This is a genomic window from Roseobacter ponti (assembly GCF_012932215.1).
GTDB lineage: Bacteria > Pseudomonadota > Alphaproteobacteria > Rhodobacterales > Rhodobacteraceae > Roseobacter > Roseobacter ponti.
In genome coordinates this window covers 2,587,039-2,610,017 of sequence record NZ_CP048788.1, presented here as the reverse complement: position 1 = coordinate 2,610,017, position 22,979 = coordinate 2,587,039, and the positions used below count along the sequence as shown (strand labels likewise).

General features: G+C 63.1%; 22 protein-coding genes and 1 riboswitch. Of the genes, 14 read left to right on the top strand and 8 right to left on the bottom strand.

The window, feature by feature from the left end; genetic code table 11:
- Positions 1-4 precede the first annotated feature (4 nt).
- From G3256_RS12395 to cobJ, 3 genes are read left to right on the top strand one after another with little or no spacing between them, the layout of a single operon-like run.
- Positions 5-634 (top strand): precorrin-8X methylmutase, encoded by a 630-nt coding sequence (locus tag G3256_RS12395; protein WP_169641118.1) that lies wholly within the window; start codon positions 5-7, stop codon positions 632-634.
- The gene (gene cobI / locus G3256_RS12390; RefSeq protein WP_169641117.1) at positions 631-1,359 is read left to right on the top strand and encodes a precorrin-2 C(20)-methyltransferase; all 729 of its coding nucleotides are present in this window, start codon (positions 631-633) and stop codon (positions 1,357-1,359) included. Before G3256_RS12395 ends, cobI begins: the two co-directional genes overlap by 4 nt.
- Positions 1,356-2,108, top strand: coding sequence for a precorrin-3B C(17)-methyltransferase (cobJ, locus tag G3256_RS12385; RefSeq protein ID WP_169641116.1), 753 nt, complete (start codon positions 1,356-1,358; stop codon positions 2,106-2,108). The genes cobI and cobJ overlap by 4 nt, the downstream gene beginning before the upstream one ends.
- Here the strand turns inward: cobJ and G3256_RS12380 are convergent.
- Positions 2,081-2,836 (bottom strand): cobalt-precorrin-6A reductase, encoded by a 756-nt coding sequence (locus G3256_RS12380; RefSeq protein ID WP_169641115.1) that lies wholly within the window; start codon positions 2,834-2,836, stop codon positions 2,081-2,083. The two genes, cobJ and G3256_RS12380, sit on opposite strands and share 28 nt — an antisense overlap.
- Here G3256_RS12380 and cbiE point away from each other — a divergent pair.
- The 7 genes from cbiE (at position 2,835) to cobF (ending at position 9,002) form a co-directional block, all read left to right on the top strand.
- The gene (gene cbiE, locus G3256_RS12375; RefSeq protein WP_169641114.1) at positions 2,835-4,046 is read left to right on the top strand and encodes a precorrin-6y C5,15-methyltransferase (decarboxylating) subunit CbiE; all 1,212 of its coding nucleotides are present in this window, start codon (positions 2,835-2,837) and stop codon (positions 4,044-4,046) included. The genes G3256_RS12380 and cbiE overlap by 2 nt on opposite strands.
- Positions 4,043-4,411, top strand: coding sequence for a cobalamin biosynthesis protein (locus G3256_RS12370; RefSeq protein ID WP_169641113.1), 369 nt, complete (start codon positions 4,043-4,045; stop codon positions 4,409-4,411). Before cbiE ends, G3256_RS12370 begins: the two co-directional genes overlap by 4 nt.
- Positions 4,408-5,202, top strand: coding sequence for a precorrin-4 C(11)-methyltransferase (cobM, locus tag G3256_RS12365; RefSeq protein ID WP_169641112.1), 795 nt, complete (start codon positions 4,408-4,410; stop codon positions 5,200-5,202). The genes G3256_RS12370 and cobM overlap by 4 nt, the downstream gene beginning before the upstream one ends.
- Positions 5,195-6,514, top strand: a complete 1,320-nt coding sequence (locus G3256_RS12360; protein WP_169641111.1) for a cobyrinic acid a,c-diamide synthase CobB — start codon at positions 5,195-5,197, stop codon at positions 6,512-6,514. The genes cobM and G3256_RS12360 overlap by 8 nt, the downstream gene beginning before the upstream one ends.
- The gene (cobA, locus tag G3256_RS12355) at positions 6,511-7,230 is read left to right on the top strand and encodes a uroporphyrinogen-III C-methyltransferase (protein ID WP_169641110.1); all 720 of its coding nucleotides are present in this window, start codon (positions 6,511-6,513) and stop codon (positions 7,228-7,230) included. The genes G3256_RS12360 and cobA overlap by 4 nt, the downstream gene beginning before the upstream one ends.
- Positions 7,231-7,265: 35 nt before the next feature.
- Positions 7,266-7,449, top strand: a riboswitch (cobalamin riboswitch).
- 55 nt (positions 7,450-7,504) lie between these two features.
- Positions 7,505-8,182 (top strand): energy-coupling factor ABC transporter permease, encoded by a 678-nt coding sequence (locus G3256_RS12350; RefSeq protein WP_169641109.1) that lies wholly within the window; start codon positions 7,505-7,507, stop codon positions 8,180-8,182.
- Between the two features lie 61 nt (positions 8,183-8,243).
- Complete coding sequence (cobF, locus tag G3256_RS12345; protein ID WP_169641108.1) at positions 8,244-9,002, top strand: precorrin-6A synthase (deacetylating); 759 nt, start codon at positions 8,244-8,246, stop codon at positions 9,000-9,002.
- Positions 9,003-9,008: 6 nt separating this feature from the next.
- On the opposite strand, the gene G3256_RS12340 is transcribed toward cobF, so the two are convergent.
- From G3256_RS12340 to G3256_RS12315, 6 genes are all read right to left on the bottom strand, one after another.
- Positions 9,009-10,394: an amidase family protein gene (locus G3256_RS12340; protein ID WP_169641107.1), complete on the bottom strand. Its 1,386-nt coding sequence runs from the start codon at positions 10,392-10,394 to the stop codon at positions 9,009-9,011.
- Positions 10,395-10,497: 103 nt separating this feature from the next.
- Entirely contained in the window at positions 10,498-12,183 is a 1,686-nt protein-coding gene (locus G3256_RS12335) for an amidohydrolase (protein ID WP_169641106.1), read from the bottom strand.
- A gap of 57 nt (positions 12,184-12,240) precedes the next feature.
- Positions 12,241-13,266: an ABC transporter substrate-binding protein gene (locus G3256_RS12330; RefSeq protein WP_169641105.1), complete on the bottom strand. Its 1,026-nt coding sequence runs from the start codon at positions 13,264-13,266 to the stop codon at positions 12,241-12,243.
- Between the two features lie 33 nt (positions 13,267-13,299).
- The gene (locus tag G3256_RS12325) at positions 13,300-14,106 is read right to left on the bottom strand and encodes an ABC transporter permease (RefSeq protein ID WP_169641104.1); all 807 of its coding nucleotides are present in this window, start codon (positions 14,104-14,106) and stop codon (positions 13,300-13,302) included.
- Positions 14,099-15,010: an ABC transporter permease gene (locus G3256_RS12320; RefSeq protein WP_169641103.1), complete on the bottom strand. Its 912-nt coding sequence runs from the start codon at positions 15,008-15,010 to the stop codon at positions 14,099-14,101. Before G3256_RS12320 ends, G3256_RS12325 begins: the two co-directional genes overlap by 8 nt.
- Before the next feature lie 4 nt (positions 15,011-15,014).
- Positions 15,015-16,094 (bottom strand): ABC transporter ATP-binding protein, encoded by a 1,080-nt coding sequence (locus G3256_RS12315; RefSeq protein WP_169641102.1) that lies wholly within the window; start codon positions 16,092-16,094, stop codon positions 15,015-15,017.
- Between the two features lie 193 nt (positions 16,095-16,287).
- Here G3256_RS12315 and G3256_RS12310 point away from each other — a divergent pair, with 193 nt between their 5' ends.
- Positions 16,288-17,040 (top strand): helix-turn-helix transcriptional regulator, encoded by a 753-nt coding sequence (locus tag G3256_RS12310; protein WP_169641101.1) that lies wholly within the window; start codon positions 16,288-16,290, stop codon positions 17,038-17,040.
- 75 nt (positions 17,041-17,115) lie between these two features.
- Here the strand turns inward: G3256_RS12310 and G3256_RS12305 are convergent, their stop codons facing one another.
- Complete coding sequence (locus G3256_RS12305; RefSeq protein WP_169641100.1) at positions 17,116-19,338, bottom strand: NADP-dependent isocitrate dehydrogenase; 2,223 nt, start codon at positions 19,336-19,338, stop codon at positions 17,116-17,118.
- A gap of 353 nt (positions 19,339-19,691) precedes the next feature.
- Between G3256_RS12305 and hmgA the strand changes: the two genes are divergently transcribed.
- The 3 genes from hmgA to fahA are packed head-to-tail and all read left to right on the top strand — an operon-like array spanning position 19,692 to position 22,947.
- A complete protein-coding gene (gene hmgA, locus G3256_RS12300; protein WP_169641099.1) occupies positions 19,692-21,053 on the top strand; it encodes a homogentisate 1,2-dioxygenase in 1,362 nt (453 codons plus the stop codon).
- Positions 21,050-21,691: a maleylacetoacetate isomerase gene (maiA, locus tag G3256_RS12295; protein ID WP_169641098.1), complete on the top strand. Its 642-nt coding sequence runs from the start codon at positions 21,050-21,052 to the stop codon at positions 21,689-21,691. The genes hmgA and maiA overlap by 4 nt, the downstream gene beginning before the upstream one ends.
- Complete coding sequence (fahA, locus tag G3256_RS12290; protein WP_169641097.1) at positions 21,688-22,947, top strand: fumarylacetoacetase; 1,260 nt, start codon at positions 21,688-21,690, stop codon at positions 22,945-22,947. The genes maiA and fahA overlap by 4 nt, the downstream gene beginning before the upstream one ends.
- Positions 22,948-22,979 lie beyond the last annotated feature (32 nt).

Below are 22,979 nucleotides of genomic sequence, written 5' to 3'. Positions count from 1 at the left end.
GACAATGACATATACATACGAAACCAACGGGGCTGAGATTTACCGACAGTCCTTTGCCATGATCCGGGCCGAGGCTGATCTGAACGGATTTACCCCCGACGAAGAGCCCGTTGTCGTGCGCATGATCCATGCCGCCGGCATGGTGGGTCTTGAGCACCATGTGCGCCTGTCGCCGGATTTCGCCCGGGCGGCCCGTGCGGCACTCGCAGCGGGCGCGCCCGTCCTGTGTGATGCACGCATGGTCAGCGAAGGCGTCACCCGCGCGCGCCTGCCTGCCGGAAACGAGGTGATCTGCACGTTGCATGACGAGAGAGTGCGCGACCTGGCGGCAGAGATGTCCAACACGCGTTCGGCAGCGGCGCTGGAGCTCTGGCGTCCGCATCTTGCAGGCGCTCTGGTTGCGATCGGCAATGCCCCCACAGCCCTCTTTCACCTTCTCAACATGCTGGAAGACCCCGACTGCCCGCGCCCGGCGGCGATTATCGGCTGCCCGGTCGGCTTTGTCGGCGCGCGCGAAAGCAAAGATGCGCTCTGGGCGGACCAACCGGTGCCCTGCTGCATCGTTGAGGGGCGCCTCGGCGGGAGCGCCATCACCGTGGCCGCGATCAACGCTATCGCGAGCCGTGCGGAATGAACTTCGGTACGATCTATGGTGTCGGGCTCGGCCCCGGAGATACGGATCTGATGACCCTGCGCGCGCACCGGCTGCTGACAGGTGCGCAGCACGTTGCCTATTTCCGCAAGGCCGGACGGCCAGGACAGGCGCGCAGGATTGCACAGGACCTGATCCCCGAAGGTGCCGCAGAGATCGCGATGGAGTACCCGGTCACAACCGAAATCCCGCTCTCGGATCCGCGGTATAATGAAATCCTCTCGGCCTTTTATGCTGATTGCACCGCGCAGCTCAGGGCCCTCGCGGAGAGCGGTCAGGACGTTGTTGTTCTCTGTGAGGGGGATCCGTTTTTCTATGGCTCTTTCATGCACTTACACAGCCGTCTTAAGGAAGTGGTTCAGGTTGTCGTAGTGCCTGCGATTACCGGAATGTCCGCGGCCTGGACCGCGACGGACCAGCCGGTGACCTGGGGTGACGATGTACTGAGCACGCTCATGGGCACACTGCCCGAAAACGAACTGGTGCGGCACATGAAGGCCGCCGATGCGATTGTGATCATGAAAATCGGTCGCAATATCGGCAAGGTGCGCCGCGCTCTGCAAAGTGCAGGCCGCTATGAGAACGCATGGCTGGTTGAATATGCCAGCATGCCGGGCCAGACCGTGCAGAAGCTGAGCGAGACCGGTGAAAAAGTGACCCCGTATTTCTCGATCGTGATCGTGCATGGTCAGGGCCGCAGACCATGAACGGGTGGGTGAAAATTGCGGGCCTGGGTCCCGGTGACCCTGATCTGGTGACACCTCAGGTGACGGCGGCGCTGGCAGAGGCGACGGACGTCGTGGGCTATATCCCCTATGTGGCACGGGTCAGCGCGCGCCCGGGGCTGCGCCTGCATCCCAGCGACAACCGGGTTGAACTGGACCGGGCGCGCCATGCGCTTGAGATGGCCGCTGCAGGCCGGCGGGTGGTGATCGTTTCCTCAGGTGACCCGGGTGTTTTTGCAATGGCAGCAGCGGTTTACGAGGCTGTTGAGGCCGGCGGCGCGACCTGGAGTAAGACACAGATCGAGGTTCTGCCCGGCATTACAGCGATGCTGGCCGCCGCCGCTCGGGCCGGTGCGCCGCTGGGGCATGACTTCTGTGCGATCAACCTCAGCGACAACCTCAAACCCTGGGCGCTCATCGAAAAGCGCCTGCGGCTTGCGGTTGAGGGCGATTTCGCCATGGCGTTCTACAATCCGCGTTCAAAATCCCGGCCCGAAGGGTTCGGGCGCGCGCTGGACCTGCTCAAACAGGCCTGCGGTGACGACAGGCCGGTGATCTTCGCCCGGGCGGTCTCGACCGCGGAGGAGCAGATCCGTGTCGTGCCCCTGTCACAGACCCGTCCGGAGATGGCGGATATGCGCACGGTTGTGATCGTGGGCGCATCCGGCACCCGGGTGATTGATCCCACCGGGGCACCGGTGGTCTATACGCCCAGATCGGTGCCCGAATGAGCCAGCCAGGCGATCACCTCTTCGGGGCTGTATGCCTCGCGCCGCAGAGGCAGGGGCGGACGGTCGATCATAAGTACGGGCAGGCCCAGCTGCCGTGCTGCCGTGAGTTTGGCGCTGGCGCCGGTACCGCCGGAGTTCTTGGACACCACCAGGTCGATCCGGTGCTCACGCATCAGCGCAAGATCGCCCTCGACCGTAAAGGGACCCCGGTCGAGGATGACCTCACAGTCGGGAAAGGGCAGTTCGGCATCGGGCGGGTCCACGAGTCGCAACAGGTAAAAATGCTGTGGGTTCGGAGCAAATTCGGCCAGATGCATACGCCCGACGGCAAGCATGACCCGGCGGGCAGGGACCTGAAGGGCTGCGACTGCGGCCGCGATATCCGGAACATGCTCCCAGCGGTCACCATCGCCGGGCGACCAGGGCGGGCGGGTCAGCGCAATCAGCGGCACCTTCGCTGCAGTACAGGCTGCGACGGCATTGCGGCTCATCTGTGCGGCAAAGGGGTGTGTGGCATCGACGACATGGGTAACAGCGTGGTCGTGCAGGTATTGCCTGAGGCCTTCAGCACCGCCGAAACCGCCGCTGCGCAGGGGCAGGGCCTGGCGCACCGGACGGGCCACACGTCCGGCAAGCGATACCGTGCCGGCGATGTCCGCCTCGCTCAGCGCGCGGGCCAGCGCTGTCGCCCCGGTGGTCCCGCCGAGAATGAGCAGGTTGGGTGCCATGTCTGATACCACGCCTGATGCTCCCTGGCTGACGATCATTGGTCTGGGCGAAGATGCGCCGGACGGGCTGTCGGGTGCAAGTCTTGCCGCGCTGAAGGCCGCAGAGATTATCATGGGGCCGCCGCGTCATCTGGCGCTGCTGCCGGATCTCGCAGCGGAACAGATCGCCTGGCCTGTGCCCTTCAGCGCTGGTGTGCCGGTGCTTCTGAGCCTGCGTCGGCGGCGCGTCGTGGTGCTGGCCTCGGGTGATCCCTTCTGGTTCGGTGCGGGCAGTACGGTCTGCAAAGAACTGGACGCGGGCGAATGGACGGCACTGCCCGGGCCCTCGACCTTTTCTCTGGCCGCCGCGCGCCTCGGCTGGGCGTTGCAGCACACCGCCTGTTTCGGGCTCCATGCAGCGCCCCTGTCGCGGCTGCGCCCGGCACTGGCGCCCGGCGCGCGGATGATCGTTCTGCTGCGCGACGGCGAGGCTGTGACAGAAATCGCAGGTTATCTCACGGACGCCGGTTTCGGGGCCTCGGATCTGCATGTGTTTGAGGCACTGGGCGGCCCGCGCGAGCGGCGCGGCGATCTTACCGCCCATGCCATCACCGGCAGCAGTTTCAGCCATCCGGTATGCTGCGGCATCCGTGTCCGGGGCGAGGGCGCCGTGCTGACACGCGCCTCCGGGCGCCCCGACGACTGGTTCGAAAGCGACGGCACCATGACCAAACAACCGGTGCGCGCGCTGACACTCTCCGCGCTGGCGCCGCGCGACGGTGAGCACCTGTGGGATATCGGCGGCGGGTCAGGGTCGGTCTGTATCGAGTGGCTGCTCTCGCATCCGTCGCTGACCGCGGCGACGATAGAGCCGCGCGCCGACAGATCAGAGCGCATCCGTGCCAATGCCGACCGGCTTGGCCAGGACCGGCTGCAGATCGTCACCGGTGAAGCTCCCGATGCACTGGCAGGTCTGCCGCCGCCGGATGCGGTCTTTATCGGCGGTGGCCTGTCTGAGGATCTGCTGGCCTGGCTTGCCGGCAATCTGGCGCCCGGCACACGGATCGTTGCCAATGCCGTGACGCTGGAAAGCGAAACGGTACTGGTACGCGCACATGCCGCCCGTGGCGGTACGCTGTTGCGGTTCGAGATGTCGCGCGCCGCACCGCTGGGTAAGAGGACGGGATGGAAGGCGGCTTATCCGCTGGTGCAGTGGAGTGTGGCGCTATGATCGTCGCGGGTCTCGGGTTCCGCACGGGCGCCAGTGCGCAAAGCCTGCGCAGCGCTTTTGAGCGCGCATCAGCAGGGAAGACTGCCACAGCGCTGGCGACTGCCGCTGAAAAATGCGACAGCACCGCCCTCAGGGATCTCGCCACGGAGACCGGATTGCGCATCATCGCAGTCGCGGCAGATCAGCTTGCGGCGCAACCGACTGTCACACAGTCGGCGCCGTCCCGGGCAGCCCGGGGCACCGGCAGTGTCGCCGAGGCGGCAGCGCTGGCCGCCGCAGGACCCGGCGCCCGGCTTTGCGGCCCGCGCGCGGTGTCGGACGACCGGATGGCAACCTGCGCTTTTGCAATCGGAGAAACGATATGACAGTCCATTTCATCGGCGCGGGACCGGGGGCGCCCGATCTGCTGACCCTGAGGGGGCGCGACCTGATCGCTGCCTGTCCGGTCTGCCTCTATGCAGGATCGCTGGTGCCCGAAGCAGTGCTGGGCCATTGTCCTGAAGGCGCCCGGGTGGTGAACACCGCCGACATGGATCTTCACGCCATTATCGCCGAGATGCGCCGCGCCCATGACGCTGGCGAGGATGTGGCGCGGCTGCATTCGGGGGATCTGTCGGTGTGGTCCGCGATGGGCGAACAACTGCGGCGTCTGCGTGCGGAAGGCATCCCGGTATCTGTCACGCCTGGCGTGCCGTCCTTTGCCGCTGCCGCCGCAACGCTGGGTGCGGAACTGACGCTGCCGGGGCTGGCGCAATCGGTTGTGCTGACCCGCACGCAGGGCCGCGCCTCGACCATGCCCGCAGGCGAAACACTGCAGAACTTCGCGGCCACCGGCGCCACGCTGGCCCTGCATCTGTCGGTGCAGAACCTCGACCGTGTGGTCAAAGAACTCACCCCGTCTTACGGCGCGGACTGCCCCGTGGCCATTGTCTGGCGCGCAAGCTGGCCGGATGAGCGCATCATCCGCGGCACGCTGGCCGATATCGCAGACCGCGTCGACAGCGGCATCACCCGCACGGCCCTTATTCTTGTCGGACGCGCACTGGAAGGCGAGGGCTTTGACGAATCCTGCCTTTATGCAACCGATTACGACCGGCGCTACCGGCCGCAATCGGCTCAGAGCCCCTGGGCCGGCTGGAGCCACGGCGATGACTGATATCCCCGGCCTTCTCGTGTCCGCGCCGGCCTCCGGCACAGGCAAGACCACCGTGATGCTGGGCCTTCTGCGTGCGCTGGCAGAGGACGGCATGGTGGTCCAGCCCTTTAAATCCGGGCCGGATTACATTGATCCGGCGTTTCATCGTGCGGCCAGCGGGAGGGCTTCTTTCAACATCGATACCTGGGCCATGGGCGGGCAGTTGCTTGGTGCGATTGCCGCGCGCGCGACAGGCGCGGACATCTGTATCGCGGAAGGGTCCATGGGGCTTTATGACGGCGTTGCCACGCGTGGTCAGAGCGGCTTTGGCAGCAGTGCCGAGACCGCCGCGCGCATGGGCTGGCCCGTCATTCTGGTCGTCGATGTCAGCGGTCAGGCACAGTCAGCCGCCGCCGCCGCCCTGGGCTTTCAGGCCTATAATCCGGATCTGCCATTTGCCGGTGTGATCCTGAACCGCGTGGCCTCTCCTCGACACGAACGCCTGGCGCGGCTGGGCATGGAAAAGGCGGGCCTGACGGTGCTGGGTGCGCTGCCGCGACGCGGGGACCTGGCGCTGCCCGAGCGTCACCTCGGGCTCATTCAGGCGGTGGAGCACCCCGATCTGGAAGCCGCGATCGCGGGCTATGCCGCTTTCCTGCGCGGGCATGTTGATCTTGCAGCCATCCGGGGGGCGGCGCGCGGAGCGCCGGGCGGGCAGAGCACGGCGCCGCTGCCGAAACCACCCGCTCAGCGCATCGCACTTGCACAGGATGCGGCCTTTTCCTTTACCTACCCGCATCTGGTCGAAGGCTGGCGCGCGGCAGGGGCCGAGGTTCTGCCGTTCTCCCCGCTTGCGGACGAAGCACCTGACCGGGACGCCGATCTGGTATGGCTGCCGGGGGGGTATCCGGAGCTGCACGCCGGCCGCATTGCCGCCGCTGCAGGTTTCCGCGCGGGCCTGCATTCACATGCGCAGACACGCCCGGTACACGGCGAATGCGGTGGCTATATGGTTCTGGGCGCCGGCCTCATCGACAAGGACGGCCAGCGCCACGAAATGACCGGCCTGCTGGGGCTTGTGACCAGCTATGAAAAGCGCAAATTCCATCTGGGATACCGGCAGGCACGGCTTCTCGCGGACCTGCCGGGGCATGCGGCGGGGTCGCGGTTGCGCGGGCATGAGTTCCATTATTCCAGCATCCTGGAGCAGCCCGACGACGCCCTCGCGGAGGTCGCGGACGCAGACGGCAACCCGGTCCCCGAAACAGGTTCGCGCCGGGGACGTGTGACGGGCACATTCTTTCACCTGATCACCGCCGAGGAGACCGCATGACCGGTTTTGTGAGCTTTGTAGGCTCCGGCCCCGGCGATCCGGAGCTTCTGACCCTGAAGGCAGTGGACCGCCTGAAACGCGCGGATGCGGTGCTTTTCGACGATCTTTCCTCAGGGCCGATCCTCGGCTATGCGCACCGGGACGCTGATCTGGTGGGCGTCGGCAAGCGGGCCGGGCGCGCCTCGCCCAAACAACATCACGTCAGCCGGCTGCTGGTGGATTATGCGCGTATTGACCAGCGTGTCGTACGGTTGAAATCCGGCGATGGCGGTCTCTTCGGGCGGCTCGAAGAGGAACTCGACGCGCTGCGCGACGCCGGGATCCCCTATGAGATCATCCCGGGCGTACCTTCCGCCAACGCCGCCGCCGCCGCCGCTGGTATTCCGCTCACGCGCCGGATGACCGCGCGACGGGTTCAGTACTTCACCGGGCATGATGTCACCGGCAATCTGCCCGCCGATCTCAACCTCGACGCCCTTGCGGATCCGGCGGCCTGCACCGTGGTCTTCATGGGCAAACGCACATTCCCGCAACTGGCGCGGGCCCTGATCGCCAGGGGCCTGCCGCCTGGGACGCCGGCGATTCTCGCCGAGAACGTCAGCACCCCCGATCAGCAGATAACCCGCACCGATATCGCGGCACTGGCCGCTAAACTCGAAGCCGGGACCGGCACAAACCCCGCGCTGATCCTGTATGGGCCGCTGGCAGAACCGTGAGGGTCGTTTTTTAACTTGTGCGGTCTTTCTGACATACCGTACTGTCAGGCTACGGTGTCACATCTGTGGCTGAACAGGGAACCGGGTGAAACTCCCGGACTGCCCCCGCAACTGTAAGCGGAGAGCGCGACGGAAAGAACCACTGGGAAACCAAATCCGGGAAGGACCGGCGCGCTGCGACACGCAAGTCAGGAGACCTGCCGTACTAACGAAATCCTGCTCACGAAAGTGGGCACCCGCTGCCGGAGGGGCAGTCACATGAAAGGGACTATCAATGCATATCGAACCGGGCGTCGTTGACGGCGCAAAAATGGTGCTGGCGTATGGCACAGCCGCCGGTGCGGCGGGCTATTCCGCCAAACTCGTCATGGGCGATCTGGCCAAAAGCAACATTGCGTCTTTCGCCGCCCGCACGGTGCTGGCAACGGTCGGTGTTTTCGCCTTTTTCGAGGTCCTGCCGCACTTCCCGGCCGGGATTTCCGAAGTACACTTTATCCTTGGAACGACGCTCTTCCTGCTGCTTGGTGCAGCTCCTGCGGCCCTTGGCCTGGCGTTGGGCCTGCTGATCCAGGGCACATTCCTCGCGCCGACCGATCTGCCGATGTTCTTTGTGAATCTGACGACGGTTCTGGTGCCGCTCTTTGCGGTCGATGCGCTGGCGCGACGTTATATCCCGCGGGACCGGGCCTATGTTGATCTTGCCTATTCGGACGTTCTGAAAATGTCCGCGGTCTACCAGGGCGGCGTTGTGGCATGGGTCGCGTTCTGGGCGTTTTACGGCCAGGGCGTGGGTGCTGAAACATTCGCGGCAGTTGGTGCCTTTGGTGGCGCCTACATGCTGGTCGTTCTGATTGAGCCTCTGGCAGATCTGGCGGTCCTGGCGGCAGCGAAAAAGCTGCGTACAACCTCTCTGGGCGGTCTTTTCACGCCGCGCCTTTACGCAGGCGCATAAGCGCTGAACCATCCGGCCCGGACCTGTCGTCAGGTCCGGGCCTTTTTTTTGGGAAACCGCAGTGATCGGGCACCTCTGGCTCATCGGTATCGGCACGGGCAGCCTCGCGCATCTGACCTTTGAGGGGCGCGATGCCTTGCGGAAGGCGGCGGTGATCCTTCTGCCGCAAAAGGGCCCGGGCAAAGATGATCTCGCGGGGATCCGCACCCGTCTGATCCGCGACAGCGGATCCACCGCCCGGCTTGTGCGTTTTGATTATCCCGAGCGGGACCCGGCGCTGCCCTATCAGATCCGTGTTTCCGCCTGGCACGACGAGATTGCCCGCCGCTGGCAGGCAGCCCTTGCTGAGCGCCCGCCGGAGGGGCCGGTGGCGCTGCTCGTCTGGGGGGACCCGTCGCTTTACGACAGCACCATGCGCATCGCGGCGCGGCTGGATCCTGCACCCGTGCTGCGGGTGGTGCCGGGCATCACCGCAATTCAGGCGCTGACGGCCGCCCATGCCATCCCGCTTAACACCGTGAACGGTCCGGTGGAGATCACAACCGGCCGGCGTCTTCGCGATCACGGCTGGCCCGCGGGGGCGGAGACGCTGGTGGTGATGCTCGACGGGGAGGCGGGGTTTCAGCATCTCGACCAGGACGGCTTTGACATCTGGTGGGGTGCGTTTCTCGGCATGCCGGAACAGATTACTGAACACGGGAGACTGCGCGACGTTTCAACCCGTATTGTTGAGCGTCGGGCGGCGGCACGTGCAGAGCACGGCTGGATCATGGATACCTATCTGCTGCGCCGCCTGCCCGACGGGGTCCCCGCAGTCTGAGCCGGCTCAGATCACCGGCAGCGGCGGATGGGCCGCCTCAATGACTGCGCCCGCCGCAAGCAGAATATCCTCACGGAACCGGTCGCTCACAAGCTGCACACCCACGGGTCTGTCGCCCGCCATGCCGGTTGCCACGGACAGTGCCGGCACGCCCAGTGAAGGCAACCCGCGCTGGGTCAGCTGCGCCTCAAAAATGCGGTAAAAGTCTTCCTCCGAACGCACGTCGGACTGCTGATCGAACGGCAGCTCGCCAGAGACAGGGCAGAGGAGCAGAGGATACTTCTGAAAAAAGAGCGCCCATTCACGGACCAGCCCCGCGCGGCGCTGCAGCGCCTTCATAACGGCCTCGAGATCAGCGGGCTCTGCATCCCGGCGCATGAACTCAAACACGGTTTGCGCATCCTGGTCGCCTTCATCGCGGATCATGGTCTCTGCGGCGAACCGGGTTTCGGCCATCCACAGCGTTGCATTGATGCGGGCGGCCTCGCGCATCGGCGGGCAGGGGACTTCTTCGACCGTCCAGCCCTTCGCTTCAAGTGCCTGTGCTGCGGCCTGCACCGCCGCTGTCACCTCCCTGGCCACAGGCATCCCGTCCGGGGCCGGCGTCAGGGCCGCGGTTTTCTTAAAGGGTTGCGGCGCATGGCTGACCGGCACATGCCAGGGATCGCGCGGATCCGGGGCGGACATGGCGGCAAAGGCAAGCCCGATGTCTTCGATGGTGCGCGCCAGCGGCCCTGAGACGGCCATCAGCTGCGCACCGATAAACCGGTCCCCGCCCGTGGCGTTAAAAGTCGGCACCCGCCCGAAGGTCGGTCGCAGACCGTGTATCCCGCAGGCGTAAGCCGGATAGCGCACCGACCCCGCGATATCCGTGCCATGGGCCACTGCACAGATGCCGCTGGCCACCGCCGCCGCCGCCCCGCCAGAGGAGCCACCCGGCGTGATAGCGTGATTGCGCGGGTTCAGCGTCTGGCCGTACAGGTTATTTTTTGTGAACCACCGCAGCGAGAAAGCAGGTGTATTCGTGCGCCCCGTGATCACGCCGCCCGCTTTGCGCAGATTTGCGATCACAGGGCTGTCCTCCGCCGCCACGGCATCTTTGAGCAGCGTCAGGCCGTTGGTGGTGGCAAAGCCCTGCTGATCCACATTGACCTTGGTCGTGCAGGGCACGCCCGCAAGAAGCCCCGGATCCTCTCCCGCTGCAATCTCTGTGTCGATAGCGCGGGCGGTCATCAGAGCCTCGTCCCGGGCATCCTGCACCACCGCGTTGATCCCCGGGTTTACCGCGTCCGTGCGGTCGATATGCGCCTGCGCGACCTCAACCGCCGAGACGGTCTTTTCTCTGATCATGCGGGCCAGCGTGGCGGCGGACTGGCGGAAAAGGTCTGTCATGTGGGTGTCCTTCGCTGTTGACGGGCGGCGCGCCTCAGGTCCGCAGATGTCGGTTGCTGTGGCGGGCCGGCAGGCAGGCGCTTGTTCCCGTGAGGCGCTCTGTTCAGCCACGCTCCCAGGTGATCTCGCCGTCACAGATGGTGACCTGTGCTGCGGCCTCAGTGATATCCTCAGGGGCCAGCGCCGTGAGATCACGGTCCATCACCACCACATCGGCCAGCATGCCTGGTCTGAGACGCCCCTTGCGATCTTCGCGGAACTCCACCCAGGCGTTGTCGCGGGTATAGCTTGCCAGCGTATCGGTCAGGCTCTGCGTCTGGTCGCGCCATTTTTCACCCATGTCCAGCGGTGCAATCGCGGCTTTGATATTGGGCATCACATCGACGGGCATCACCGGCCAGTCGGTCGAAAAGACGACCCTCGCACCGGCTTCGCGGATGTCCTGTGTGGCATAAGCCCCGGGGATCTGGTGGTCATGCAGGTACTTGCTGACGCCGGTGGGCGGGAAAATATGCCCCTTTGGCGAGTGCCCGGGCTGAATCGAGGCCACGATATCCAGTTCGGCAAGGCGCGGGATATCGTCTGTATGCATTACCTCAAGATGTTCGATCCGGTGCCGGCTGTCGCGTTTGCCGTTGGTTTTCAGCGCAGTCTCATACGCATCGATGGTGCGGCGCACACCGGCATCGCCGATGGCATGCACGGCGATCTGAAACCCGAGCCGGTCCGCTTCGACACAGGCGGCCACGAAGTGCTCTTGAGTAAAGACCTCATCGCCCGCATTCCCGTTCGCCCCCATCGGTCCGGGGTAGGGTTCGAGCATCAGTGCGGTGCCACTTTCGACCACACCGTCGATGAACATCTTCACATGGCTGCACCAGACCTTTTCGCCGGTGTAATCGGCGTGCATTGAGACGGTTTCTTCGGTGAGACGCTCAACCTGGTCAGTGCCTTTGAGATGAAAGGGCACGGCCACGCGGCAGTGCAGGCGGCCCTCGCGTTCCAGATCGCTCAGCAGTTCCAGCTGATAGCGGTTGCCGTCCATGCAGTGCAGTCCGGTAATACCCTGTTTCGCGCAGTGCCTGAGGCCTGCAGCAATCACATCCCTGTCGGCGGCCCGCTCGGCCTCAGAGGGTGTGGGTAAAGGATCGCGACCGGTCACGAGACCCGTCATCTCGCGCCCGCCGTGGTTTGTCAGCGCAAGGATCGGGCCGTAGGCCCCGGGCTCCAGCAGCTCGCCGCTGGCAAGGCCATCCTCGCCCATGACGATCTCTGATCCGGCATCAACCTCGCCGCCCTGCAACAGGCCGGCAGCTTCCAGCGCCGGGGTATTGGCCCAAGCGGTATGGTGATCAGGCGCAAACATCGCCAGAGGCCGGTCGGGCAGGATAGTATCGAGGTCGTGACGGGTGAGGTTTTTGCCCGTGCCGAGGATCGCATAATCGGCCATGACGCAGAAAATGAGCCTGTCGTCGGGGTTTGCCGCAGCAAAGGGGCGGATTTTCTCTGCCATCTCATCGCGTCCGTGCACGCCGTAAAGGTTCAGACAGCTGAGCTCGAACGAGCCACCGAAAAGATGCACATGGCTGTCGATAAACCCGGGCAGCACGGTTGCACCCTTTGCATCGATCACCCGCGTCTGCGGCCCGGCCATAGCGCGGATCTCATCGTTGCTGCCGACCGCCGCGATTGTATTGCCGGTGATGGCCAGGGCCTCACCGCCCGGCTTCGCGTCGTCAAATGTGATCAGGGCCCCGTTGAGGACCACGATATCGGGGGCGCTGGTCATATTTGACGTCTCCATAGTGGTGTGCGGCCCCGCGCTTCGGGCAGGGCCGCAGGCTGTTTACTTCTGAAGCTCGGTCCAGATGGCGGTGTAAAGCTTGGTCGCCTCAGGCGGGCAGGTTTTAGCCACATAGGCCGCCGCTTTGAGATCGTCCGGCACAACCACTTCGGGCGCGGTCTTCATGTCGTCGGGCATGAATTCCTCGGAGCCTTTGATGCCGTTGGCATAGCGCGCAAAGGACGACAGCATCGCCGCATTCTCAGGCGCCATGATAAAGTTGAGGAAGGTCTTGGCCTCTTCCACGTTCTGGGCGTCCGACAGGATGGCCGCGTTGTCCATCCACACGGGGAAGCCCTCCTGCGGATAGCCAAAAGCGATGTCCTTGTTCTGGTTGCGCGCGCGGAAAGACGCACCGTTCCAGTTCACACCGGCGGCAAGGTCACCCTTGGCGTATTTCTCGATGTTGCCGTAATCCATCGACAGCCAGTTGGGTTTGGCGGCCTGCAGAACGTCGCGGACCTGCTTGAGCACCTCTTTGTCGGCTGTGCACTGATCACCACCGACATAGTGGATTGCCATGCCCATCACGTCGTTCATCTCAGGAACCACGTTGATCTTGCCTTTGAGCTCTTCGGGCGGGTCAAATACCACAGCGGCGGTGTTGATGTCGCCGTCATAAACGGCGGTGTTCACGGTCACCCCGACGGTGCCCCACTGCCATGGCACGGTGTATTTCCGGCCCGGATCGAATTCCACATCGATCCACTGCGGGTCCATGTTTTTGAAGTTTTCCATCTCGTTGGGGTTGGATTCCATCAGCAGGCCTTCGCCCACGAAAATCGGGATGTAGGTGCCGGAGGGCACAACGATATCAAACCCGTGGCCACCGGCTTTGATCTTGGCAAGGGCAGTGTCGTTGCTGTCGTAATCGGTGATCGTCACCTTGATGCCGGTCTCGGCCTCAAACTTTTCGATCATCTCAGGGCTGGTGTAGTTGCCCCAGTTATAGATGTTGAGCTCTCCCTCAGCGAGCGCGGGCGTCACAAAGCCCAGCGTAAGCGCGGTGGTTATAAGTGCCTTTTTCATTCTTGTACTCCTGTTGGTTTTTTGTTGTTTCGTTCAGTTCTTCATTTTGCTCAGCACGGTAAAGGCGATGACCATCACAACCGAAATGGCGAGCAATGCCGTGGAGATGGCGTTGACCTCGGGTGTCACCACGCGGCGCAGCTGGCCGAGCATATAGGTGGGCAGCGTATCCTGGCCTGCGGATTTCACAAACTCCGTGATGACCACATCATCAAGCGAGATCACAAAAGCCAGCATAGCGCCGGCAAGAATGCCGGGCCAGAGCTGCGGCAGGGTTATACGCCGGAAGACCTGGAAGGGCGTAGCATAAAGATCGGCTGCGGCCTGTTCCAGTGACAGATCCATGCCCTGCAGGCGCGCGCGGATCGGCAGATAGGCAAAGGGAATGCAAAAGGCCGAATGCGCGATGATGAGATACATCAGCCCGGTGTAACCGGTGGCGACCTTGATCATCGCAAAGAAGATCAGCAGCGCCACGGCGGTCACAATCTCGGGCACCATCAGCGGCTGGTTGATCATTGCGAAAACTGCCGACTGGCCTTTGAATTTTCGGGTGCGCGTGGTGGCAAGCGCTGCCAGCACCGCCACAGAGGTGGAGATCACCGAGGCCCAGAGCGCGATCACAAGGCTGCGCACCGTGGCTTCCTGCACCTGCTCGTTTTCCCAGGCAGACTGATACCAGCGCCAGCTGAATCCTTCCCAGATCGCGATCGACGTGCCGGCGTTAAACGAATAGATGACCAGCAGGATGATCGGCAGATAGAGCAGCACAAAACACAGCATCGCAATGGCGGTGAAGCCCGGCTGGCGGTGGATGCTGAAACCCGCGCGCTCAGCCATGACGCACCTCGTCCTCACCCGCGGTGCGCACGTAGACCATCAGCGCGATCATCACGATCGCCAGCAATGTGATCGACAGTGCCGCCCCGAGGGGCCAGTTTCGGCCCTGACCGAACTGCAGTTCGATCAGATTACCGATCATCAGCTGGTTGCCGCCGCCCATCACGCGCGGCGTCACATAGGCCCCGAGCGAGGGTACAAAGACGAGGATGGAGCCCGCGATCACCCCCGGTTTCACCAGCGGCAGGATCACCCGGCGCAGCACCTTCAGGCGGTTCGCATAGAGGTCATATCCTGCCTCAACAAGGCTGAAATCCAGCCGCTCCATCGAGGCATAAAGCGGCAGCACCATCAGCGGCAGATAGACATAGACCATGCCCACCAGGATCGCGAATTCGGTGAACAGCATCTGTATCGGTTCATCGATAATGCCCAGAGCGATCAGTACCGTGTTAACCGTACCTTCGTTGCGGATGAGCTCGACCACGGCAAAGGTGCGGATCAGCAGGTTGGTCCAGAACGGGATGATGATCAGCAGCATCCACAGATCGCGTTGCTTTTTCGGACGCGTCGCGATGAAGTAAGCGGTTGGAAAGCCGAAGAATATGCAAAAGAGCGTCGTCATCAGCGAGAGTTTGACCGAGCGCCAGAAGATGCTCAGATGCGCGTCGGAAAACCCCAGCGTATCCTCAAAGATATCCCGCTCGAAAACCACGTTGAACCAGGCATCCCAGGAGAACTGCCATTCCACGCCGCCGTAGGCACCCGCCGTCAGAAAAGAATAGACCAGCGTGATCAGCAGCGGACCGCTCGCAGCAAAGACCAGGATCACCAGCGCCGGCGTCAGCAGCAGCCAGCGGGTGCGCCGGGCAAGTTTATCGGCGGCTGAGGAGAGATCGCTCATCGCATCAGTCCCGCAGAACCTGGCCCGTCAGCGGCGGGAAATCCACGCTGACACGGGCGCCGGCCTGCAGATCGGAGGCCACATCAGGCCGGTTCTGGCGGCGCACCACAAAGGCCGTGCCATCATCGAGGGCCACGTGAAAATGGGTGTCTGTGCCGAAGTAGACGACCTCGCGCAGATCCCCGCTCAGCAGCCCGTCACTGCCCGCGCTGATGCCCGCGTGCTCGGGCCTCACGGCGAGTGTGATTTTGCGCCCGCTCTGTGTCTCTTCCGGTGCGGGGGCGGGCACGGTTTTGCCCGACGTCAACCGCACCTCAGCATGGCCGTTTTCCGTCGAGACAATCTCGCCGGCGAGAAAATTGGTATCGCCGATGAAATCGGCCACGAACCGCTCGGCGGGGTGGTCATAGATATCACGCGGCCGCCCGATCTGGCGCACGGAGCCTGCATTCATCACCGCAATGCGGTCCGACATGGTCAGCGCTTCTTCCTGATCATGGGTGACGAAGATAAAGGTAATGCCGGTCTCGGTCTGCAACCGTTTGAGTTCAAGCTGCATTTCCTTGCGCAGCTTGAAATCCAGGGCACTGAGCGGCTCATCCAGGAGCAGCACCCGGGGGCGCGGCGCCAGCGCACGGGCCAGCGCCACGCGCTGCTGCTGACCCCCGGAGATCTGACTGGTCTGGCGGTCGGCCATCGCCTCCATCTTCACCAGCGCCAGCATCTCATCCACTGTCGCTTTGATCTCATCCGCCGGTTTACCCAGCATCTCCAGACCAAAGCTGATGTTTTGTGCCACAGTCAGATGCGGGAAAAGCGCATAGCTCTGAAAGACCGTGTTCACCGGGCGCTTGTGCGGCGGGCTGTCGAGCAGATTGTCGCCATGCATCGACAGCGTGCCTGCGGTAGGGTGTTCAAAGCCCGCAATCATGCGCAAAAGTGTTGTCTTTCCGCAGCCCGAAGGACCCAGCAGGGTAAAGAACTCATTGTCTCTGATGTCTATGCTCACCCCGTCGAGCGCCACAACGGGCGGGTCGCCAGGATAGACTTTGCGCAGATCGCGCGCACTGATCGCAGGTGTCACGTCATTAGCCCCCGGTTTGGGTGTCGATACTCGGACCGGGATCCGTATTCGTCCACCCGCTTGTGATCATTGCGTGGATGTTTTACCAGAAAAATACCCCCACAGGGGTATAGACTGCCTGATTTGGCATCATTCCGGGGTAGAAATACTGGAAAAGCTCAGACCAAAAGACGTCGCGCGCCTGCAAACGGCTATGGCACATACTGCGGATTCGACGTTTTTCGGGCATTTTCGCAATCTGCTCAGAGCGCGGCTGAAGTTTGACACCTTTCTGATCCTGCGCTTTGGCCCGGAAGGCCGCCCCGAAGCCCATGACTACTGGCTTGCCGATCCGTCGCTCAGACGTAAATACCCCGATCAGTATCTTGATGGCGCCTACCGGCTCGACCCGTTTTTCCGGCACCGTGACCAGGTGGCGGCGGATGGTATGTTCCGCCTTGCCGATATCGCACCCGACCGGTTTTTTGCCGGCGAGTATTATCTGCAGTATTATCAGCAGACACGGATCCGCGATGAGGTGGGCTTTCTGGCCCGGACTGCCGACGGGTCCGTCGCACATCTGTCGATGAGCAGGCTGGATGGTTCCGGGTCATACCGCCGTCGCGAACTGCAGTGTCTGCGCCATTTCAGCCCGCTGATCTCAGAGCTGTTGCGCCAGTACGTATCCTCGCGGGCGTCGGGGCAGGTAGCCCGGCCTGTGACCCGTGCCCCGCGCCCGCTCGAAGAGCTTATCCGCGCGCATCTGCGCTCCACCCGTGCCACCTCGCTGACGCCGCGTGAGGCGCAGGTGTCGGCGCTGATCCTGCAGGGGCATTCGAACCTGTCGGCCGCCTTCGCGCTGGGGATATCGCGCGAGACCGCTAAGGTCCACAGACGCAACATTTACCGCAAGCTCATGATTTCATCGCAGGCCGAGCTTTTCGCACTGCTGACTGATCTTTTCTGATACCCGGACCGGCACGAAAAACCCGAGCAGCTTTGTCAGCAACGCGGGCTTTGACCGTTTTCATCCCCGTTCAGATCAGCCGATGATCCCGTTCAGCGCAGAGGACGGGCGCATCACGTTTTCGGTTTTCTCCGGATCAGTGTGGTAGTATCCGCCGGTATCTGCCGGACGCCCCTGGACGGCTGCGAAATCCGCCACGATTGTCTCTTCGTTCTCTGCCAGTGCTTTGGCAATGGGTGCGAAATGGGCCGCCAGATCAGCATCTTCGGTCTGTGCCGCCAGAGCTTCGGCCCAGTAAAGCGCAAAGTAATAGTGGCTGTCGCGGTTGTCAGGCTGGCCCACGCGGCGACCGGGCGATTTGTTGTTGTCCAGAATGCCCTGTGTCGCCACATCGACAGCCTTGCCCAGCACGCGCGCCTTGGGATTGCTGCGCACGTCCGCCAGAAACTTGAGGCTTTCCCCGAGCGCACAGAACTCGCCAAGTGAATCCCAGCGGAGGTGGTTTTCCTCCATCAGCTGCTGCACGTGCTTGGGCGCAGAGCCACCGGCACCTGTCTCGAAAAGCCCGCCGCCGTTCATCAGCTTAACAATCGACAGCATCTTGGCCGAGGTGCCGAGCTCAAGGATCGGGAAGAGATCGGTGAGATAGTCGCGCAGCACGTTTCCGGTGACCGCAACCGAGGTATCACCCTTGCGGATCGTCTCCAGCGTGGCGCGCGTGGCCTCACGCGGGGCAAGGATCTGAAAGCGGTCGGCAACACCCTTTGCATCGAGGATCGGGCGGACATAGCGGATCAGTTCCGCGTCATGCGCGCGGGTCTCATCCAGCCAGAAGATCGCTTCGCAGCCTTCCGCCGCCTGCCTGTCAATCGCCAGTTGCACCCAGTCTTCGATGGGCGCCTTGCGCGTTGATGCAGAGCGCCAGATATCGCCTTTTTCAACGCTGTGCTCATGCAGCACATCGCCATTGGCAAGCACCATCCGTACCGTGCCCGCAGCTGCGATTTCAAAGGTCGTTGGGTGGGAGCCGTATTCCTCGGCTTTCTGCGCCATCAGGCCGATGTTCTGAACGGTGCCTGCGGTGGTCGGGTCCAGCGCACCGGTTTCTTTGAAGTAGCGGATCGTCTCATCATAGACCGCCGCATAAGAGCTGTCGGGGATGACGCAGTTGGCATCCGCCTCTTTGCCGTCCGGGCCCCAGCCCTTGCCGCCTGCGCGAATGAGCGCGGGGATTGAGGCATCGATGATCACATCCGAGGGCACATGCAGGTTGCTGATGCCCTTGTCGGAGTTGACCATATACATCGGAGGGCGCGCTTTCATAACGCTGTCGATCTCTGCCAGGATCTCACCCGATTTCGGCGCGTCCTTCACAGTGTCGAGCAGGGCGCCAAGGCCGGAGTTGGGGTTGACCCCCGCCGCCTCAAGCTCTGCGCCGTATTTCTCAAAGACCGGCTTGAGAAAGGCTTTGACCGCGTGGCCGAAAATGATGGGGTCGGATACCTTCATCATCGTCGCTTTGAGGTGAATGGAGAAAAGCGTGCCCGCGTCTTTTGTTTCGGCGATCTGCTCTTCGAGAAAGGCGCTGAGTGCTGCCGCCGACATGAACGTGGCATCCACCACACAGCCTTCGGGAAACTCCACGCCATCTTTCAGCACGGTCACAGTGCCGTCTGCGGCTTCATGCTCGATGCGCACCGGGCCGGCCTGATCTGCTGTCAGCGTCGCGGATTTTTCATTGGAGCGGAAATCACCCGAGGACATGGTCGAGACCACGGTCTTGCTGTCCGCGCTCCATGTGCCCATGGAATGCGGGTTGGACTGCGCGTAATTTTTGACGGCCACGGCGGCGCGACGGTCGGAGTTGCCTTCGCGCAGCACCGGGTTCACCGCCGAGCCTTTGATGGCGTCATAGCGCTTGCGGGCCTCTTTTTCCGCATCTGTCTGCGGCGTCTCGGGATAATCTGGGATGTCATAGCCCTGCGACTGCAGCTCTTTCACCGCCGCCGTCAGCTGCGGCACTGAGGCCGAGATATTCGGAAGTTTGATCACATTGGCATCGGGCGTTTTTACCAGCCTGCCCAGGATCGCCAGATCGTCGCTCTGGCGCTGCGCTTCCGTCAGCCCCTCGGGGAAGGCGGCGATAATACGTCCGGCCAGCGAGATATCGCGCGTGCCCACGGTGACACCTGCCGCGGCAGCAAAGGTCCGGATGACCGGCAGCAAAGACGCTGACGCCAGTTCAGGTGCTTCGTCCACTCTGGTGTAAATGATATCCGCGTTGTTTTGATCCGACATGTTCTCTGAGCCTTTCCTGATGCTGCCCCCGGATTAAACAATTGCCTGGCCGGGGTCCACAGGAGAGCGGGGATTTTCGGTTCCGTGCCCGCAAATTGCCGCCGAGCGGCCGTTCCGTGCCGTGGGATCTCTGCGGGCGCCGCGCAGGGATACCGGCAAAGCTGTGCCGCGGGTGTCTGACTATGGCGACCGGCACAGCCTGACGGGCAGGTTGCAGCATTGTATGAAGGCCGGGAACCGGCCAGGGGTGTCCGGGTGTCGGTGAGAATACCAGACCGGAACACCGGTCGCATTTCTTTGCGTTGTTAGTTACAAAAGTAACTGTTAGGCCATCACGTAAACGGGAGGATCTCATGAACACACTGGCTGATTTTTCAGGTCTCACCCAGGCCCCGTCGCTGCCCGGCCCGCACGCAGGCTATATGCCCGGCTTCGGCAATGATTTCGAGACCGAGGCGCTGCCCGGGGCGCTGCCGCAGGGCATGAACAGCCCGCAGAAGTGTAACTACGGCCTTTACGGCGAGCAGCTGAGCGGCACGGCTTTCACCGCGCCCGGCCATCAGAACGAACGCACCTGGTGCTACCGGATCCGGCCATCCGTAAAGCATTCGCACCGCTATGCCCGCCTCGACGTGCCGCACTGGAAAACCGCGCCACATGTGGTGGACGATGTGACCAGCCTCGGACAGTACCGCTGGAATCCGGTGCCGCACAGCGATCAGCCGCTGACCTGGATCACCGGCATGCGCACGATGACCACCGCCGGCGACGTGAACACGCAGGTGGGCATGGCCAGTCACATCTATCTCGTGACGCAGAGCATGAAAGACGCTTATTTCTTCTCTGCGGACAGTGAAATGCTGGTCGTGCCACAGGAGGGGCGGCTGCGGTTCTGCACCGAGCTTGGCATTCTCGATATCGCGCCGGGCGAGATCGCCATTCTGCCGCGCGGACTCCTTTACCGTGTGGAGGTCACCGAAGGCCCCTGTCGCGGTTTTGTCTGCGAAAACTACGGCCAGAAGTTCGAGCTGCCGGGCAGGGGCCCTATCGGCGCCAACTGCATGGCGAACCGGCGCGATTTCAAAGCGCCGGTCGCGGCCTTTGAGGACCGCGACGTGCCCTCGGTGGTGACCATCAAATGGTGCGGGCAGTTTCACGAGACGCAGATCGCACAGTCCCCGCTCGACGTGGTCGCCTGGCATGGCAACTATACCCCGGTGAAATATGACCTTTCGACCTATTGCCCGGTCGGGGCCGTACTTTTCGACCACCCCGACCCGTCGATCTTTACGGTGCTCACGGCGCCGTCGGGCCAGCCCGGCACGGCAAATATCGATTTTGTGCTCTTCCGCGAGCGCTGGATGGTGGCCGAAAACACTTTCCGTCCGCCTTGGTATCACAAGAACATCATGTCTGAGCTGATGGGCAACATCTACGGCCAGTATGATGCCAAGCCCAAAGGCTTCGTGCCGGGCGGGATCAGCCTGCACAATATGATGCTGCCGCACGGACCCGACAAAAACGCTTTTGAAGGCGCATCCAGTGCAGATCTGCAGGCGGTAAAACTCGACAACACCATGTCGTTTATGTTCGAGACCCGCTTCCCGCAGCATCTGACGGCGTTTGCGGGCAGGGAGGCGCCGCTTCAGGATGATTACATCGACTGCTGGGAGAGCTTAGAGAAGAAATTCGACGGGACACCGGGCACAAAATGAAACTCTGGTCCTTCTGGCGCTCGACCACATCGTTCCGGGTACGTGCCGCCCTCGGGCTCAAGGGCGTGCCCTTTGAGACCCTCTCCGTCAATCTGATGCAGCATGAACAGCTCAGCGATAGTTTTGCTGCGATTAATCCCGGGCGTGGCGTGCCGGCGCTCGAGCCCGGCGACGGGCGCATCCTGACCCAGTCGATGGCCATTCTCGACTATATCGAGGCGACCTGGCCCGAGCCGCGGCTGGTGCCCGCTGACCCTGTGCTGCGCGCGCGCGTTCTGGCCGCCGCCCACACGGTCGCGCTTGATATTCACCCGGCCAACAACCTGCGCCTGCTGGCAGAGCTGCGCAGCCGTTTTGGCGCAACAGAGGACCAGATCCGCGACTGGATGCACCACTGGATGCGCGAGGGGTTCACAACGCTTGAGGCGCAGCTGGACCCGGACACAGCGTTTTCCTTCGGCGCCACGCCGGATATCTGTGACCTCTGTGTGACCGGCCAGACGATCAACGCGCATCGTTTCGGTCTGGATCTTGCACCCTGGCCCGGGGTGCGCCGCGTTGAGGCCGCCTGCCTTCAGGTGCCTGCGATTGTTGCGGCGCTGCCCGAAAACCAACCCGACGCTGAGCCCGCCCCATGAGCGGGCTGATCCGGTCTTTTGTCGCCACGGCCAATTCAGCCGGGACGCAGTTTCCCCTCAACAATCTGCCCTGCGGCGTTTTCTCCGACGAAAAGCCGCCGCGCTGCGGGATGGCCATTGGCGACAGCATTCTTGACGTGGAGGCGCTGGAGGCTTGGGGGTTTTTGCAGTTCGGTGGCACGCTGCAGACCAGCGACTGGACGGCTTTTATGGCGCTTGGTCCGGAAGCCTGGAGCAGGCTACGCCGCGATGTTACAGCGCTTCTGGCTGAAGGGCGTGAAAATCAGGATGAGGTGCGCCCGTTCCTCTGCCCGCAGGAGGGCGCCGTCCTGCACATGCCCTTTCGCGTTGCGGAATACACTGATTTCTACGCCAGCCGTCATCACGCAACCAACGTCGGCACCATGTTCCGGGGGGCGGAAAACGCGCTGCCGCCCAACTGGATGCATATGCCGATCGGCTATAACGGTCGGGCGTCCTCAGTGGTCATTTCGGGCACAGATGTGCGCCGCCCCTGGGGCCAGGTGAAAGGCCCCGACGAGAGCGCGCCGCGCTTTGCCCCATCTGCGCGCTTTGACATTGAACTGGAGCTTGGCGCTGTGGTCGGTCTGGCCAGCGACCATCCGCTGAGCGTCGCAGAGGCGGATGCGGCCATCTTTGGCTATGTGCTGCTCAACGACTGGTCTGCGCGCGATATCCAGGCCTGGGAATATCAGCCGCTGGGGCCCTTTCAGGCCAAGGCGACCGCCACCTCAATCAGCCCCTGGATTGTGATGAGCGGGGCCCTCGCGCCGTTCCGCTGTGACACGCCGGCACGCGGGGTGCCGCTCCCCGACCATCTGCGCGACGCGGGGCCGATGCTCTTTGACATCGATCTTGAGGTGTCGCTGGCCCCTCAGGGAAAGGCCGGAACAGTCATCACCCGCACGAATTACAGTGAGATGTATTACTCTGCCGCCCAGCAGCTTGCGCATCACACGACCTGCGGCTGTCCGATGCGCACCGGCGATCTGCTGGGCTCCGGCACGATCTCAGGGCCGCAAAAGGAAAACCGCGGTTCTCTGCTTGAACTCAGCTGGGGTGGAAAAGAACCGCTGACGCTCGACACCGGCGAGCCGCGGAGCTTTATCGAAGACGGCGACCGGCTGACCCTGCGGGGTGCGGCGACAGGGGACGGCTACTGCGTGGGCTTTGGCAGCTGCACGGGCCGTGTGCTGCCGGCCGTGAAAGACCCGTATGCCCGGAACGAAACATAAGACACGCCCTGGCGGCGGAAAAGGAGACTGAC